We start from the raw sequence: 15,081 nt of genomic DNA, 5'->3' as shown, positions 1-15,081 counted from the left end.
TCCACCACGCTTTCGTCGACCCGCCGTTTCGCCTGATAAGCGATCCAGCCACAGACGAAACCCAGCGCCGCACCGCCGAGCGCCTCCTTCAGAAAGTCCAGCGCGGCTTCCCCAACCGTCAGGTCCTGGTCGCTGCCGGTCGCGAGGTGAAGCAGAGTGACGAAGAGCACCACACCGGCACCGTCATTGAACAGGCTTTCACCGGAGATCACCGACCGTAGCGAGTCCGGAATCGGCAGCCGCCCGAGGATGCCATGCACCGCCACCGGATCGGTCGGTGCGACGGCCGCCCCCAGAACCAGACACCAGATCAGCGGCACCTCGATCCCGACCAGCTTGAAGATCACGTGCAGACCCAGCCCCATCAGGCCGGTGAACAGCAGGACGCTCACGGTTGCCAACGCCAGCACCGTCCATTTCCGCTTCAGCAGCGCACACAGATCCTCGTTCACCGCGGCTGCGTAGAGCAGCAGGCTGAGAATGCCGTCGAGCAGGATTGCCGGCAGGCTGATCTGTTGAATCAGGTTGCGCAGCCAATTGCCCACGCCAAGGCTGGCGCTGAGCGAATCCGCGCCGCTCACCAGCAGCGCCAGCGCCAGCCCTTCGAAGAACAGCGCGATCGTGCTGGGCAGCTTCAGCCACTTGTAATTGATGAAGCCGAAGGCAGCCGCCAGAGTCAGCAGGATGGCGGCCAGATGGAACGGACCCACGGGCGTTCTCCAAAGAAAGCGGTACAGAATGAGCGGCTGCCCGTCTGATCTCCCGGGGCCGATCTCCCGGACAGGACAAGAAGCGGTAGGCAGATATGATGATCTCGACAACATCAGCGGAGGCGTGAACGTCGCGCCTGCATAAGGAGTCAAGAAAACTACTCCCAAATGGCTAGATTCCGCTGATTGCCACCCATCCTGCGATTGCCTATTCTCGCGCCATGATCTGTGTGAATACCCCTATCTTTTTCCGGACTACCGGGCATCGTCGACGCAAACCCGCGGCGGCGGTGTTCGTCGCATGACGACCGATCCGGTCTGGCAGGATGCCGCAAGGCTGCGGCAGGCCGGGGTGTCCGGCAGTTCGGCTCCGGGCGGGCCGGTTCACGGCGATCCGGCTCCGGGCGGGCCGGACGTCTTCACCGGCGGTGGGGAGATGGGCCGGCGGATGCGGGCGATGGACTGGTCGGCCACGCCGCTCGGCCCGGCAGAGGACTGGCCGCAGTCGCTGCGCACCATCGTCAACCTGATGCTGACCTCCAGCTTCCCGATGTTCGCGGTCTGGGGGCCGCAACTGACCTTCCTCTACAATGACAGCTACCGCCCGATCCTGGGCGACAAGCCGGAGGCGCTGGGCCGTCCCTTCGCCGAGGTGTGGGCCGACATCTGGCCCGACCTGACCCCCCTGGTGGCGCGGGCGCTTGCCGGCGAAGCGACCTATCACGAGGACCGGCGGCTGGTGATGGAGCGGCACGGCTACCGCGAGGAGACCTATTTCACCTTCTCCTACAGCCCGGTCCGCGACGAGACCGACCACGTCGCCGGCATGTTCTGCGCCTGCACCGAGAACACCGCCCGCGTGCTGGCCGAACGGCGGCTGACCTTCCAGCTCGATCTGGCGGAGCGGCTGCGCGGGCTGAACGACCCGGTCGGCATCACCGCCGCCGCCGCCGAGGCGATCGGCCGCCATCTGCGGGTGGCGCGGGCCGGCTATGGCCGCACCGATCCGACCGGCAGCCTGATCTCGGTCGAGCGCGACTGGAGCGACAGCGGGGTGGCGAGCCTCGCCGGGGAGTCCCGCCTGCTCGACAGCTTCGGCCCGGCGCTGATCGCGGAGCTGCGGGCGGGATACACGCTGCGCGTGGACGACGTCGCCACCGATCCGCGCATCTCCGATCCCCACACCGGTGGCGGCGGACCGGCGGCGGCCTTCGCCGGCATCGGTGCGCGCTCCTTGCTGGTGGTCCCGCTGCTGAAGGCGGGACAGCTGACGGCGATCCTCTATCTGCATGAAACTAGGGCGCGCCATTGGACCGACACCGACGCCGCCCTGGCGGAGGATGTGGCGGAGCGGACCTGGGCCGCGGTGGAACGTGCGCTCGCCGAGGCAGCCCTGCGCGCCGCCAACAAGGCGCTGATGCGCGAACGCGCCGCGGTGGAGGCGGCCAACGCCCGGCTGGCGGCGGAGGGGGAGCGGCTGCGCACCCTGTTCCGGCAGGCGCCGGGCTTCATGTGCGTGCTGCGCGGGCCGGACCATGTCTTCGAGATGGCGAACGACACCTATATGCAACTGGTCGGCCGCCAGGATCTGGTGGATCGCCCGGCGCGCGAGGCGCTGCCGGAGGTGGAGGGCCAGGGCTTCTTCGAACTGCTCGACCGCGTCTATGCCAGCGGCGAGACCTTCGTCGGGCGCGGCATGCCGATCCGCTTCCAGCGCCGTCCGGGCGAACCGCTGGAGGAACGCTTCCTCACCTTCGTCTATCAGCCGATCCGGGATGAGGACGGGCACGTCAGCGGCCTGTTCGTGGAGGGCAGCGACGTCACCGAGGCCAAACGGGCGGAGGAGGAGCTGCATCAGCTCAACGCCACGCTGGAGGCCCGCGTCGCCGAGGAGGTGGCGGAGCGCGAGCGCGTCCAGGTCGCCCTGCTGCAGACGCAGAAGACGGAGGCGCTGGGCCAGATGACCGGCGGCGTCGCCCACGACTTCAACAATCTGCTGCAGGCGCTGTCGGGCTGCCTGCACATGATCGAGAAGCGGGCGGAGGGGACGCACATACAGCCGCTGGTCGATGCCGGGCGGCAGGCGGTGGACCGCGGCGCCAAGCTGGTGCAGCAGCTGATGGCCTTCGCCCGCCGGCAGGCGCTGCGGCCGGAGACGGTCGATCTGCGCGACCGCGTGCTCGGCATGTCGGAGTTGCTGAACCGGGCGCTGCGCGCCGACATCCGGCTGGAGATCGACTTCACCACCGGGCTGTGGCCGGTGGAGGTCGATGCGACCCAACTGGAACTGGCTCTGCTGAACCTCGTGGTCAATGCGCGGGATGCGATGCCCGACGGCGGCGCCCTGACGATCCGGGCGGCCAACGTGATCCTGACGCCCGGCGACGCGCGGGCGCCCCAGGGCGTTTCGGACGGGCTGCCGGGAGAATTCGTGCAGCTGACGGTGAGCGACACCGGCACCGGCATGCCGGCCGACGTGCGGGCGCGCGCCTTCGATCCCTTCTTCACCACCAAGGAGATCGGCAAGGGCAGCGGGCTGGGCCTGTCGCAGGTCTACGGCTTCGCCCGCCATTCCGGCGGAACCGCCTGGATCGAGAGCGAGGAGGGGCGCGGCACCACCATCGGGCTGCTGATCCGCCGCTCCGGCACCGCTCCGGCCACGGCGGCCGAGCCGGCGATGGATGAGGCGGGCGCCACCCGCGTCGGCGGCCATGTGCTGGTGGTGGAGGACGACCCCATCGTGGCGCTGACCGTCGCGACCGCGCTGGAGGATGCCGGCTTCACCATCACCCGCGCCACCACCGCCGACGAGGCGCTGCCCCTGCTGGAGGCCGGCGGGTTCGATTTGCTGTTCAGCGACGTGGTGATGCCCGGCACCATGAGCGGCGTCGATCTGGCCCGCACCGCGCAACGGCTCCGCCCGGACCTGCCCGTCGTGCTGGCGACCGGCTACAGCGAGGAGGTCGCCCGCGCCACCGGGGTGATGGTGCTGCCGAAACCCTACCGCATCGACCGTTTGGTCGAGGTGCTGGACACGCTGCTGACGGATGCTGGGCTCCCCTCTCCCCCCCGGGGAGAGGGTTAGGGTGAGGGGGTCGCGCGGCGAGGACCATCAAGTATCGCGCACTCCCCGATCCGTACAGAATCCATGCTCTGCTTCCCCCTCACCCCGACCCTCTCCCCGGGGGGGAGAGGGGGATGCCTTCGGGGAGAGGTGGGCGGCGGCCGCAAGCCTCAATCCCCCGCAGCCGGCTGCGGCATGGCGCCGTGGCCAGGGCGGCGGCGGACGAACAGGCGGTAGACGGCGACGAAGAAGACCGGCACGAACAGAATCGCCAGCACGGTCGCGGAGATCATGCCGCCCATCACGCCGACGCCGATGGCGTTCTGGCTCTCCGACCCGGCGCCGGTGCTGATCGCCAGCGGCAGCACGCCGAGGATGAAGGCCAGCGAGGTCATGATGATCGGGCGCAGGCGCTGACGGCAGGCTTCCGCCGCCGCTTCCTTCAGCTCCATGCCCTGGTCGTACAGCGCCTTGGCGAACTCCACGATCAGGATGGCGTTCTTCGCCGACAGGCCGATGGTGGTCAGCAGGCCGACCTGGAAATAGACGTCGCTCGGCAGGCCGCGCAGCGTCGCCGCGATGACGGCGCCGATGACGCCCAGCGGCACCACCATGATCACCGACACCGGCACCGACCAGCTCTCATAGAGCGCGGCCAGGCACAGGAAGACGATGATCATCGACAGGGCGTAGAGCGCCGGCGCCTGCGAGCCGCTGAGCCGTTCCTCGTAAGAGAGGCCGGTCCACTCGTAGCCGATGCCCTGCGGCAGCTTCTGCATCATCGCCTCCATCTCGGCCATCGCCTCGCCCGAACTGATGCCCGGTGCGGCCGATCCCTGGATGTTCAGCGACGAGGCGCCGTTGTAGCGCTCCAGCTTGGGCGAACCGTAGATCCACTGCGCCGTCGTGAAGGCGGAGAAGGGCACCATCTGGCCGCTGGAGTTGCGCACGTACCAGCGGTCGATGTCGCTGGGCTGCATGCGATAGGGCGCGTCGGCCTGGAGATAGACCTTCTTCACCCGGCCGCGGTCGATGAAGTCGTTGACGTAGGACGAGCCCCAGGCTGCCGACAGCGTCGTGTTGATGTCGCTGAGCGACAGGCCGAGCGCGCTCGCCTTCTCGCGGTCGATGTCGAGCTTGAACTGCGGCGTGTCCTCCAGCCCGTTGGGGCGGACGCCGACCAGCTTGGGGTTCTGCGCCGCCATGCCGAGCAGTTGGTTGCGCGCCTGCATCAGCCGGTCATGGCCCAGCCCGCCGCGGTCGACCAGCTGAAGGTCGAAGCCGGTGGCGTTGCCGAGGCCCGGAACCGACGGCGGCAGGAAGGAGAAGACGACCGCGTCCTTCAGCTTCGACATCGCCCCCATCACCCGGCCGGCGATGGCCTGCGGCTTCTGCGACGGCAGGGGACGCTCGCTCCAGTCCTTCAGCCGGACGAAGGCCATGCCGGCATTCTGGCCGCGGCCGGAGAAGTTGAAGCCGACGATGGTGAACAGGCCTTCGACGTTGTCCTTCTCCTTTTCCAGGAAATAGGCGGTGACGGTCTTGGCGGTCTCGGCAGTGCGCTGGGAGCTGGCGTTCGGCGGCGCCGACCACAGCACGAACAGCTGGCCGCGGTCCTCCGTCGGCAGGAAGGAGGACGGCATCTGCAGGAACAGGTAGCCGAGACCGCCCAGGATCAGCAGATAGGCGATGAAATAACGGCCCAGCCGGTTGACCGCCCCGCGCACGCCGCGGACATAGACCCGGCTGCCGGCGTCGAAGCCGCGGTTGAACAGGCCGAAGAAGCCGCCGCGGGCATGGCCATGCCCAACAGCCACCGGCTTGAGGATGGTGGCGCAAAGCGCCGGCGTCAGCACCAGGGCGACCAGCACCGACAGGGCCATCGCCGAGACGATGGTCAGCGAGAACTGGCGGTAGATGGCGCCGGCCGACCCGCCGAAGAAGGCCATCGGCACGAACACCGCCGACAGAACCAGCGCGATGCCGACCAGCGCGCCGGTGATCTGGTCCATCGACTTGCGCGTCGCCTCGCGCGGGGGAAGCCCCTCCTCGCTCATCACGCGCTCGACATTCTCGACCACGACGATGGCGTCGTCCACCAGCAGGCCGATCGCCAGCACCATGCCGAACATCGTCAGCACGTTGATGGAGAAGCCGAAGGCCGACAGCACACCGAAGGTGCCGAGCAGAACCACCGGCACCGCGATGGTCGGGATCAGCGTCGCGCGGAAATTCTGCAGGAACAGGTACATCACGACGAAGACGAGGACGATCGCCTCGAACAGCGTCTTGATGACCTCGTGGATCGACAGCTGGACGAAGGGGGTGGTGTCGTAGGGGTAGATGACCTCGATGCCGGCCGGGAAGAAGGGCTGGAGTTCCGCCACCCGCGCCTTGACCGCGGCGGCGGTGTTCAGCGCGTTGGCGCCGGTCGCCAGCTTGATGCCGACACCCGCCGCCGGCTTGCCGTTGTAGGCGGCGTTGATCTCATAGGTTTCCGACCCGATCTCGATCCGCGCCACGTCGCGCAGCCGCACCTGCGACCCGTCGGGGTTCACGCGCAGCAGGATGGCGCCGAACTGCTCCGGCGTCTGCAGGCGGGACTGGGCGGTGATGGTGGCGTTGATCTGCTGGCCCGGAACGGCGGGGGCGCCGCCGAGCTGGCCGGCGGAGACCTGGGCGTTCTGGGTCTTGATCGCGTTGGTGACGTCGGTGGTGGTCAGCGCGAAGTTGTTCAGCGCGTCGGGGTCGAGCCAGATGCGCATGGCATGCTGCGGCCCGAAGACGGTGATGTCGCCGACGCCTTCGACGCGGCTCAGCGTGTCCTGCAGGTTGGAGGTGACGTAGTCGGCGATGTCGCCCTGGCTGAGGCGCCCGTCGCTCGACACAAAACCGACCACCAGCAGGAAGTCGTTGCCGGCCTTCGACACCTGAATGCCGCGCTGCTGGACCTCCTGCGGCAGCAGGGGAACCGCCAGCTGCAGCTTGTTCTGCACCTGGACCTGGGCGATGTCGGGGTTGGCCTCCGGCTCGAAGGTCAGGGTGATGGTGACGTTGCCGGAGGAGTCGCTGTTGGAGGACATGTAGCGGAAATGGTCGAGCCCGGTCATCTTCTGCTCGATGACCTGGGTGACCGTGTCCTCCAGCGTCTTGGCCGAGGCGCCGGGATAGCTGGCGGTGATCGACACCGTCGGCGGCGCGATCTTCGGATATTGCTCGACGGGCAGCCGCAGGATCGCCAGCGCACCCGCCATCATGATGACGATGGCGATGACCCAGGCGAAGACCGGCCGGTCGATGAAGAATTTTGACATGGGAGCGGTTCCTGGGGTCGGTATCCGGGGATCAGCGGGCCGAGGCGGCCTTTTCCGGCAGCGATGCAAGGGCGTTCTGGGCCGGCACCGGCTTCACCTCGGCACCCGGCTTGACCTTCTGCAGGCCCTCGACCACCACGCGCTCGCCGACGGCCAGCCCGTCCGACACCAGCCAGACATTGCCGACCGCGCGTTCGGTCTTGATGGTGCGCGGGTTCACCTTGTTGTCGGCCCCCACCACCCAGACGCGGGCGGAGCCGTCCGGCCCGCGGGCGACCGCGGCCTGCGGCACGGTGATGGCGTTCTCGGCCACCCCCTGCTCGACGCGGGCGCGGACGAACAGGCCGGGCAGCAGGTCCTTGTTCGGGTTGGGGAAGACTGCGCGCAACTGGACCGAACTGGTGCCGGCATCCACGGTGACGTCGGAGAATTGCAGCTCGCCCTTGGCCGGATAGGCGGTGTCGTCGCCGCTGCCGTTGCTGTTCAGGAACAGCGTCACCGGGATCTTGCCGGGTTCCGCCGGGCGGATGCGGCCGGTCGCCATGTCCTCGCGCAGCTTCATCAGCTGCGAGGCGGTCTGCGTCACGTCGACATAGATCGGGTCGAACTGCTGGATGGTGGCCAAGGCCGTCGCCTGATTGGCGGTGACCAGCGCGCCTTCCGTCACCGCCGACTTGCCGATGCGGCCGGAGATGGGGGCGAACACCTTGGTGTAGTTCAGGTTGATGCTGGCGAGGTTGTAGGCGGCCTTGGCGGCGGCGACCTGCGCCTCGTTCTGCTTCAGCGAGGCCTGGACGTCGTCGAAGTCCTGCTTGCTGACCACGCTGTTCTTGACCAGGTCGCCGTAGCGCGACGCCTTGTTGCGGGCGGCCTGCAGGTTCGCCTCCGCCTTCTGGACATCGGCCTGGGCACTCGCCAGCGATGCCTCGTAGGTGGCGGGGTCGATCTGATAGAGCTGGTCGCCGGCCTTGACGTCGCTGCCCTCGCGGAACAGGCGCTTCAGCACGATGCCGCTGACCTGCGGCCGGATTTCGGCGATCCGGTAGGCGGCGGTGCGGCCGGGAAGCTCGGTGGTCACGGTCAGGCGCTGAGGCTCGATGGTGAGGACCGACACCTCCGGCGGGCCGCCGCCCTGGGGCTGTCCGCCCGCCTGCTTCTGCTGGTTGCAGCCGGCGAGCAGCGCGATCAGGCAGGCCGCCGCGGCCAGCGTCATGAATGAGTTGGATCTGGACATCTCTTTCCTCGTCTCGGCGCCGCGCGTCGGCGGACCCGTCTCCCTGCTACGCCGGGCTTCGGTTGGTCCGGCACATCCCCGTTGCTTAGTACTGTCTCATACAGTACAGTGTACCAGACGATACAGTCAGAATGCTGCACCGCGCAAGAGGGTTCCGCAGATGTCCGACGCTAATGTCCGACAAAGGACCCCGTGGAAAGGCGCTGAATCAAAAATGGACCCGGCTGCGGCCGCCGCACCGGAAGGGAACGCACGATGACCAGCAACCACAAGGCGCGGATCGACACCGGGCAGGAAACACCCGCCAATGTCACGGCCGTCTGCGGCCCGTCCACCTGCGGACCGCGCGGCATGGCGCGCCGGCAGGCGATCCTGACGGCGGCCCGCCGGCTGTTCATCGAGAAGGGGTTCGAGAAGACGACGCTGAGCGACATCATCGCCGTCGCCGGCGGGTCCCGCGCCACGCTGTACGAGCATTTCGGCGACAAGGAGGGCCTGTTCCGCGCCATCATGGAAGAGGACAACGCTATGTTCCTCTCCGGTCTCGCCACCGCCCAGGCGGACGAGCATGTGACGCCGGAAGCCGGGTTGACCGCCTTCGCCCTGCATCTGGTCAAGGCCCTGCTGAACGAGGAGACGACCGCCACCCTCCGCGTCCTGATCGCGGAGGGCGACCGCGTGCCCGACATCGCCGAGGCCTTCTTCCGCATCGGGCCGGAGAACGCCATCCGACGGCTGGCGGACTATCTGCGGCGGCTGTCGGACAGCGGCGCCTTGCGGATCGACGATCCGGCCGCCGCGGCGCAGGCCTTCCTCGGCATGGTCACCGGCAATCTGGTGATCCGCCGCCTGATCCTGCCGCAGAGCGCGCCGGCCATCCCCGATCTGGACCGCTATGTCCGGCAGGCGGTGCGGCTGTTCCTGAACGGGGCGCGCGTGCCGGAGACCAAGGCGGGCTGACGGCGACAAGCGGTCAAATCGTCTCCGCCGCCTCCCCTCCCACGCCCTGGTCGCGGTTGGCCTTGGTCAGCGGTTCGGCGATGTCCTCCAGCCCCTTGCCTTCGGCATCGACGCCATAGACCAGGGCGACCATTCCGCCGAACATCATCACCACCGATCCCACCACATAGCCCCAGAACAGCGGGTCGCGCTCCGTCCCCTCCCCCACCAGCCAGCCGAACAGCAGCGGGCCGGTGGAGCCCACCACCTGGGCGATGGCGAAGAAATAGGAGATCGCCTGCGCCCGGACCTCCAGCGGGAAGATCTCGCTGACCGTCAGATAGGCGGACGAGGCGCCGGCCGAGGCGAAGAAGAAGGAGACGCACCAGAAGATCGTGTGCGTGTTCGCCGTCAGCACCCCCTGGCGGAACAGGAAGGCCGAGACCAGCAGCACCACGCCCGCCAGCAGATAGGTGCCGAAGATCATCCGCCGCCGCCCCACCGTGTCGAACAGCGGCCCCAGCAGCAGCGGCCCGATCAGGTTGCCGGCGGCGAAGGGGAAGAAATAGAGCGCCGTCTGCGACGGATCGAGATGGTAGAAATTCTGCAGAACCAGGGCATAGGTGAAGAAGATCGCGTTGTAGAGGAAGGACTGCGTCACCATCATCGTCACGCCCAGGAAGGTGCGCGACGGGTATTGCCGGAAGAACACGTCGACCAGCTGTGCCCAGGACACATGATCTTCCGGAATGATGTGCATGGCACGTTTGGGATCGACCGGGGCCAGCGCCTTGCCCTGCGCGCGCACGCTGGCCTCGATGTCGTCGACGATGCGCTCGGCCTCGTCCTCCATGCCGTGGGTGACCATCCAGCGCGGGCTTTCCGGGATGTGCCGGCGCAAATAGATGATGATCAGTCCCAACAGCGGGCCGATGAAGAAGGCGATGCGCCAGCCGAGATTTTCCGGCACCAATGAATGGTCGAGCAGGAAGACGCTGCCGACCGCGCCGATCATCGCGCCGCCCCAATAGGTGCCGTTGATGGCGATGTCGACCCGACCGCGGAAACGCGCGGGGATCAGTTCGTCGATGGCGGAGTTGACGGCGGCATATTCACCGCCGATGCCCATCCCGGCGATGAAGCGCCAGACATAGAGGAACCAGGGCGTCCAGGCGAAGCCGGCGATGCCCGACGCGATCAGGTAGAGCGCCAGCGTGGTGATGAACAGCTTCTTGCGCCCCCAGCGGTCGGTCAGCCGGCCGAAGACCAGCGCGCCCACCACCTGCCCCATCAGGTAGACGGTGCCGGCGAACCCGACCTCGGCACTCGACATGCCCAAGCTTTCCTTATAGCCGGAGGCGGAGATCAGCTGGATTTCGATGCCGTCGAGAATCCAGCTGACGCCCAGCCCGACCACCACCATCCAGTGGAAGCGCGCCCAGGGCAGCCGGTCCATCCGGGCGGGAACGAGGCTGCTCACCGCGGCGGTGCTCCTGACGGCACTGGTTCCTGCGGTCATGTCGGGGGGCTCCTCGAGGCTGACGGTCGGGCGGCGTTCCGGTGTCCGGTGAAACGCCCTGCGCCGCCGGAAGGTTTCCGCACATGCTGGACCCGATCAAATGTCTGGTCTGCAAATCATCACGGCACTCCTCATTTCCCGTTGCGCTTTTGGATCGATCCAATTACCGTGTACGAACACTGAGAGAGCGGGACCGCCGTCGTCGCGGCGTCCCGGCGGTCCGGGTGAGGCTTCCCCGGACGACAGCCCAAGCGGACAAAGGCAATCCGCGCGACGCCGGCCTTAAAGGGCGGCGCGACGCGGGTGCGGAGGAACGCCCGTGACCTACGATTTTCAATTCGACGCGGTGTTCGCGTCGTGGGATTACCTGCTCGACGGCGCCTGGCTGACCGTCAGACTGTCGTTCGGCGCCATGGCCATCGGCCTGGTGATCGCCATCATCTGCGCACTCGGCAAGACCTCCGGGCCGAAACCGGTGCGCTGGCTGATCAACGCCTATATCGAGGTCATCCGCAACACGCCCTTCCTGGTGCAGATCTTCCTGATCTTCTTCGGGCTGCCGAGCATCGGGCTCAGGCTGTCGCCGGACGTGGCGGCGCTGATCGCGATGGTCGTCAATGTCGGCGCCTATGCCACCGAGATCATCCGCGCCGGCATCGAATCCATCCACAAGGGCCAGATCGAAGCCGGGCTGGCGCTGGGGCTGCGGCCGCTGCAGGTCTTCCGCTATGTCGTGCTGAAGCCGGCGCTGCGCACGGTCTATCCGGCGCTGACCAGCCAGTTCATCCTACTGATGCTGAGTTCGAGCGTGGTGTCCGCCATCTCCGCCGACGAGCTGACCTCGGTCGCCAACAACATCCAGTCGCAGACCTTCCGCAGCTTCGAGATCTACATCGTGGTGACCGGCATCTATCTGGTGCTTGCGCTGATGTTCTCGGCGCTGTTCGCCGGCATCTACCGGCTGGCCTTCGCCTATACCGTTGACCGGCGCTGAGAGGGGGCTGAGCGATGATCCGCGCCTTTGGATACAACGAATTCCTGTTCCTGCTCAGCGCCGTGCAATGGACGCTGATGCTGTCGGTCATCGCCTTCATCGGCGGCGGCATCGTCGGGCTGTTCGTGGCGCTGGGCCGCACGTCCGACGTGAAGCCGCTGCGCTTGCTGGCGACCGGCTACATCCAGGTCTTCCAGGGCACGCCGCTGCTGATGCAGCTGTTCCTGGTCTTCTTCGGCGCCACCGTGATCGGCATCGACATGAGCCCGTGGGTCGCCGCGGCGGTTGGGCTGACGCTGAACACCAGCGCCTTCCTGGGCGAGATCTGGCGCGGCTGCATCCAGTCGGTGCCGCGCGGCCAGTGGGAAGCGGCGTCGGCGCTCGGCCTGCGCTATCCCGGCCTGATGCGCTACGTGATCCTGCCGCAGGCGGTGAAGGTCGCGGTGCCGCCGACCGTGGGCTATCTGGTCCAGGTCATCAAGGGCACCTCGCTGGCCGCCATCATCGGCTTCGTCGAGCTGACCCGCGCCGGGCAGATCGTCAACAACGCCACCTTCCAGCCCTTCCTGGTCTTCAGCATCGTCGCCGCGATCTATTTCGCGCTGTGCTGGCCGCTGTCGCTGTTGAGTCAGCGTCTGGAAGCCCGCTACGCCGCGCCTTCCCGTTAAACACCCAATAAGCACTTGGAGGAAACACCCATGGCCTTCACCGTCACCCGCCGCCTCGTCGTCGCCGGCGCCCTGATGTCCGCCGCTATTGGCCTCACCGCCACGGCGCACGCCCAGACCGTCGAGGAGATCAAGGGCAAGGGCAAGCTGACCATCGGCATGCTGGTCGACTTCCCGCCCTTCGGCATCACCAACAGCGAAGGCAAGCCGGACGGCTATGACGCCGACGTCGCCAAGCTGATGGCCAAGCACATGGGCGTGCCGGTCGACATCGTGCCGGTGACCGGGCCGAACCGCATCCCCTACCTGCTGACCGGCAAGGTCGACGTGCTGGTCGCCTCGCTCGGCGTCACGCCGGAGCGCGCCAAGCAGGTCGCCTTCTCCGAGCCCTATGCGGCGATCGAGATCGGGCTGCTCGCCCCGCAGAAGTCGGCGGTCAAGAAGCCGGAAGACCTGTCGGGCAAGAGCGTCGGCGTCGCCCGCGCCAGCACGCAGGACCAGTCGCTGAGCGCGGTGGCGCCCAAGGATGCCCGCATCATGCGCTTCGACGACGACGCCAGCGCCGTGCAGGCCCTGCTGTCCGGTCAGGTCGATGCGCTGGGCGTCAGCAATGTGGTGGCGCAGCAGATCAAGACGATGGCGCCCCAGGCCAATTACGAGATGAAGTTCGTGCTGAAGAGCCAAGTGCAGGGCATCGCCCTTCGCCAGGGCCAGGACAAGCTGATGGGCTGGGTCAACGGCTTCCTCGACACCGTGAAGAAGAACGGCGAGCTGAACGCCATCCATCAGAAGTGGCTGGGCACCGACCTGCCGGCGGCGGTCACCGCCAGCAAGTCCTAAGTCGAACGAAGCGCAATCCCCGGTGGAGGTTACGACCATGGCAATGGCGTCTGAGCCGACGCGCGACGGCGTCGCGCCCGCGATGAGCGCGGATGTCGTCATCCGCATGGAAGGCGTCCAGAAATGGTACGATCATTTCCAGGTGCTGAAGGACATCGACCTGGAGGTCCACCGGGGTGAGCGCATCGTCATCTGCGGCCCGTCCGGATCGGGCAAATCGACCCTGATCCGCTGCATCAACCAGCTGGAACGCCACCAGAAGGGCCGGATCACCGTCAACGGCGTCGAACTCGGCCCGCACCACCGCCAGCTCGACACCGTCCGGCGCGAGGTCGGCATGGTGTTCCAGAGCTTCAACCTGTTCCCGCACCTGACCGTGCTGGAGAACTGCATGCTGGCGCCGATGAAGGTGCGCGGCACGACCAAGGCCGAGGCGAAGGCCACCGCCATCCGCTATCTGGAGCGGGTGCGCATCCCCGAACAGGCCGACAAATACCCCGGCCAGCTGTCGGGCGGCCAGCAGCAGCGCGTCGCCATCGCGCGGTCGCTGTGCATGAACCCGAAGGTGATGCTGTTCGACGAGCCGACCTCCGCGCTGGATCCGGAGATGGTGAAGGAGGTGCTCGACACCATGATCGGGCTGGCGGAAGACGGCATGACCATGCTGTGCGTGACGCACGAGATGGGGTTCGCCAAGTCGGTCGCCCACCGTGTGATCTTCATGGACCGCGGCGAGATCGTCGAGCAGAACACGCCGGAGGCGTTCTTCACCGATCCGAAATCGGAGCGGACCCGAAGCTTCCTGGGCCAGATCCTGGCGCACTGAGGAATTTTCTTCCACCAAGGACGAATTGCGATGAAGCCCGAAATCCTGTTGGTCGAACCCATGATGCCCGCCATCGAGCAGGCGCTGGATGCGGCCTACACCGTCCACCGCCTGTCCGCCGCTGCGGATCGCGACCGGCTGATCACTGAGGTCGCCGACCGGGTGCGCGCCGTCGTCACCGGCGGCGGGACCGGCGTGAAGAAGGCGGTGGTCGAGGCGCTGCCCAATCTCGGGATCGTCACCATCAACGGCGTCGGCACCGACGCGGTCGATCTGGAGCATGCCCGCGGCCGCGGCGTGCGGGTGACCAACACGCCGGACGTGCTGACCGACGACGTCGCCGACCTCGCCATCGGGCTGATGATCGCCGCCTCGCGCCGGATGATGGTGGGCGACCGCTTCGTCCGCGCCGGAAACTGGCCGAAGGGCAAGCTGCCGCTCGCCCGCAAGGTCAGCGGCAAGCGGCTGGGCGTGCTGGGTCTGGGACGCATCGGCGAGGCCATCGCCAAGCGCGCGGAAGCCTTCGGCATGACCATCGCCTACACCAACCGCAAGCCGCGCGACGGCGTGTCCTACCGCTTCGTCGCCTCGCCGGTCGATCTGGCGCGCGAGAGCGACATCCTGATCGTCGCCGCCTCGGCCGGGGCGGATGCCCGCAACATGGTCGGCCGCGCCGTGCTCGACGCGCTGGGGCCGGAGGGGTTGCTGATCAACGTCGCCCGCGGCAGCGTGGTGGACGAGCCGGAGCTGCTGGCCGCCCTGACCGAGGGCCGGATCGGCGGCGCCGGGCTGGACGTCTTCGCCGACGAGCCGAACGTGCCGGAAGGCTTCTATGGCCTCGACAACGTCGTCCTGCAGCCGCATCAGGCCAGCGCCACGGTGGAAACGCGGATGGCGATGGGCCAGCTGGTGCTGGACAATCTGGAAGCCTTCTTCGCCGGCCGGCCGCTGCCGACCGCCGTGGTGTGAGGCA

General features: G+C 67.5%; 11 protein-coding genes (1 of these 11 only partly in view). 7 read left to right on the top strand and 4 right to left on the bottom strand.

Going from position 1 to position 15,081, the window contains the following annotated elements; translation table 11 throughout:
• Positions 1–710: the 5' portion of a cation:proton antiporter gene (locus ACCD06_RS01950; RefSeq protein WP_413338353.1), read on the bottom strand. The gene continues 550 nt to the left of window position 1, outside the view; 710 of the gene's 1,260 nt are visible here — the first part of the coding sequence; it begins with the start codon at positions 708–710; its stop codon lies beyond the left edge, outside the window.
• 301 nt (positions 711–1,011) lie between these two features.
• Between ACCD06_RS01950 and ACCD06_RS01945 the strand changes: the two genes are divergently transcribed.
• Entirely contained in the window at positions 1,012–3,795 is a 2,784-nt protein-coding gene (locus ACCD06_RS01945; protein ID WP_413338351.1) for a PAS domain-containing protein, read from the top strand.
• A gap of 149 nt (positions 3,796–3,944) precedes the next feature.
• Here ACCD06_RS01945 and ACCD06_RS01940 read toward each other — a convergent pair whose 3' ends face one another.
• The gene (locus ACCD06_RS01940; RefSeq protein ID WP_413338349.1) at positions 3,945–7,088 is read right to left on the bottom strand and encodes an efflux RND transporter permease subunit; all 3,144 of its coding nucleotides are present in this window, start codon (positions 7,086–7,088) and stop codon (positions 3,945–3,947) included.
• 31 nt (positions 7,089–7,119) lie between these two features.
• A complete protein-coding gene (locus ACCD06_RS01935) occupies positions 7,120–8,322 on the bottom strand; it encodes an efflux RND transporter periplasmic adaptor subunit (protein ID WP_413338347.1) in 1,203 nt (400 codons plus the stop codon).
• 255 nt (positions 8,323–8,577) lie between these two features.
• Here ACCD06_RS01935 and ACCD06_RS01930 point away from each other — a divergent pair, with 255 nt between their 5' ends.
• A complete protein-coding gene (locus ACCD06_RS01930) occupies positions 8,578–9,282 on the top strand; it encodes a TetR/AcrR family transcriptional regulator (RefSeq protein WP_413338345.1) in 705 nt (234 codons plus the stop codon).
• 13 nt (positions 9,283–9,295) lie between these two features.
• Here the strand turns inward: ACCD06_RS01930 and ACCD06_RS01925 are convergent, their stop codons facing one another.
• Positions 9,296–10,780 carry an MFS transporter gene (locus tag ACCD06_RS01925; RefSeq protein ID WP_413338343.1) on the bottom strand — a complete coding sequence of 495 codons (1,485 nt, stop codon included), beginning with the start codon at positions 10,778–10,780 and terminating at the stop codon, positions 9,296–9,298.
• Between the two features lie 319 nt (positions 10,781–11,099).
• Between ACCD06_RS01925 and ACCD06_RS01920 the strand changes: the two genes are divergently transcribed.
• Genes ACCD06_RS01920 through ACCD06_RS01900 form a run of 5 tightly spaced genes read left to right on the top strand, consistent with a single transcriptional unit; the run spans position 11,100 to position 15,077 of the window.
• Positions 11,100–11,774, top strand: coding sequence for an amino acid ABC transporter permease (locus ACCD06_RS01920; protein ID WP_295836568.1), 675 nt, complete (start codon positions 11,100–11,102; stop codon positions 11,772–11,774).
• A gap of 14 nt (positions 11,775–11,788) precedes the next feature.
• Positions 11,789–12,442: an amino acid ABC transporter permease gene (locus ACCD06_RS01915; protein WP_136702454.1), complete on the top strand. Its 654-nt coding sequence runs from the start codon at positions 11,789–11,791 to the stop codon at positions 12,440–12,442.
• 30 nt (positions 12,443–12,472) lie between these two features.
• Entirely contained in the window at positions 12,473–13,282 is an 810-nt protein-coding gene (locus tag ACCD06_RS01910; protein ID WP_413338341.1) for a transporter substrate-binding domain-containing protein, read from the top strand.
• A 37-nt stretch (positions 13,283–13,319) separates the two neighbouring features.
• Positions 13,320–14,108 (top strand): amino acid ABC transporter ATP-binding protein, encoded by a 789-nt coding sequence (locus ACCD06_RS01905; protein WP_371306752.1) that lies wholly within the window; start codon positions 13,320–13,322, stop codon positions 14,106–14,108.
• 30 nt (positions 14,109–14,138) lie between these two features.
• Positions 14,139–15,077: a 2-hydroxyacid dehydrogenase gene (locus tag ACCD06_RS01900; protein ID WP_413338338.1), complete on the top strand. Its 939-nt coding sequence runs from the start codon at positions 14,139–14,141 to the stop codon at positions 15,075–15,077.
• Positions 15,078–15,081: the final 4 nt, after the last annotated feature.

This window comes from Azospirillum sp. CT11-132, assembly GCF_047302835.1.
GTDB lineage: Bacteria > Pseudomonadota > Alphaproteobacteria > Azospirillales > Azospirillaceae > Azospirillum.
The sequence above is the reverse complement of the archived record's forward strand: the minus strand, read 5'-3'. Positions and strand labels throughout refer to the sequence as shown.

What these genes read in the sequence shown, in the direction of transcription:
- ACCD06_RS01945 (WP_413338351.1), top strand. Translation starts at nt 1,012, where the DNA reads ATGACGACCGATCCGGTCTGGCAGGATGCCGCAAGGCTGCGGCAGGCC.
- ACCD06_RS01940 (WP_413338349.1), bottom strand. Translation starts at nt 7,088, where the DNA reads ATGTCAAAATTCTTCATCGACCGGCCGGTCTTCGCCTGGGTCATCGCC.
- ACCD06_RS01935 (WP_413338347.1), bottom strand. Translation starts at nt 8,322, where the DNA reads ATGTCCAGATCCAACTCATTCATGACGCTGGCCGCGGCGGCCTGCCTG.
- ACCD06_RS01930 (WP_413338345.1), top strand. Translation starts at nt 8,578, where the DNA reads ATGACCAGCAACCACAAGGCGCGGATCGACACCGGGCAGGAAACACCC.
- ACCD06_RS01925 (WP_413338343.1), bottom strand. Translation starts at nt 10,780, where the DNA reads ATGACCGCAGGAACCAGTGCCGTCAGGAGCACCGCCGCGGTGAGCAGC.
- ACCD06_RS01915 (WP_136702454.1), top strand. Translation starts at nt 11,789, where the DNA reads ATGATCCGCGCCTTTGGATACAACGAATTCCTGTTCCTGCTCAGCGCC.
- ACCD06_RS01910 (WP_413338341.1), top strand. Translation starts at nt 12,473, where the DNA reads ATGGCCTTCACCGTCACCCGCCGCCTCGTCGTCGCCGGCGCCCTGATG.
- ACCD06_RS01905 (WP_371306752.1), top strand. Translation starts at nt 13,320, where the DNA reads ATGGCAATGGCGTCTGAGCCGACGCGCGACGGCGTCGCGCCCGCGATG.
- ACCD06_RS01900 (WP_413338338.1), top strand. Translation starts at nt 14,139, where the DNA reads ATGAAGCCCGAAATCCTGTTGGTCGAACCCATGATGCCCGCCATCGAG.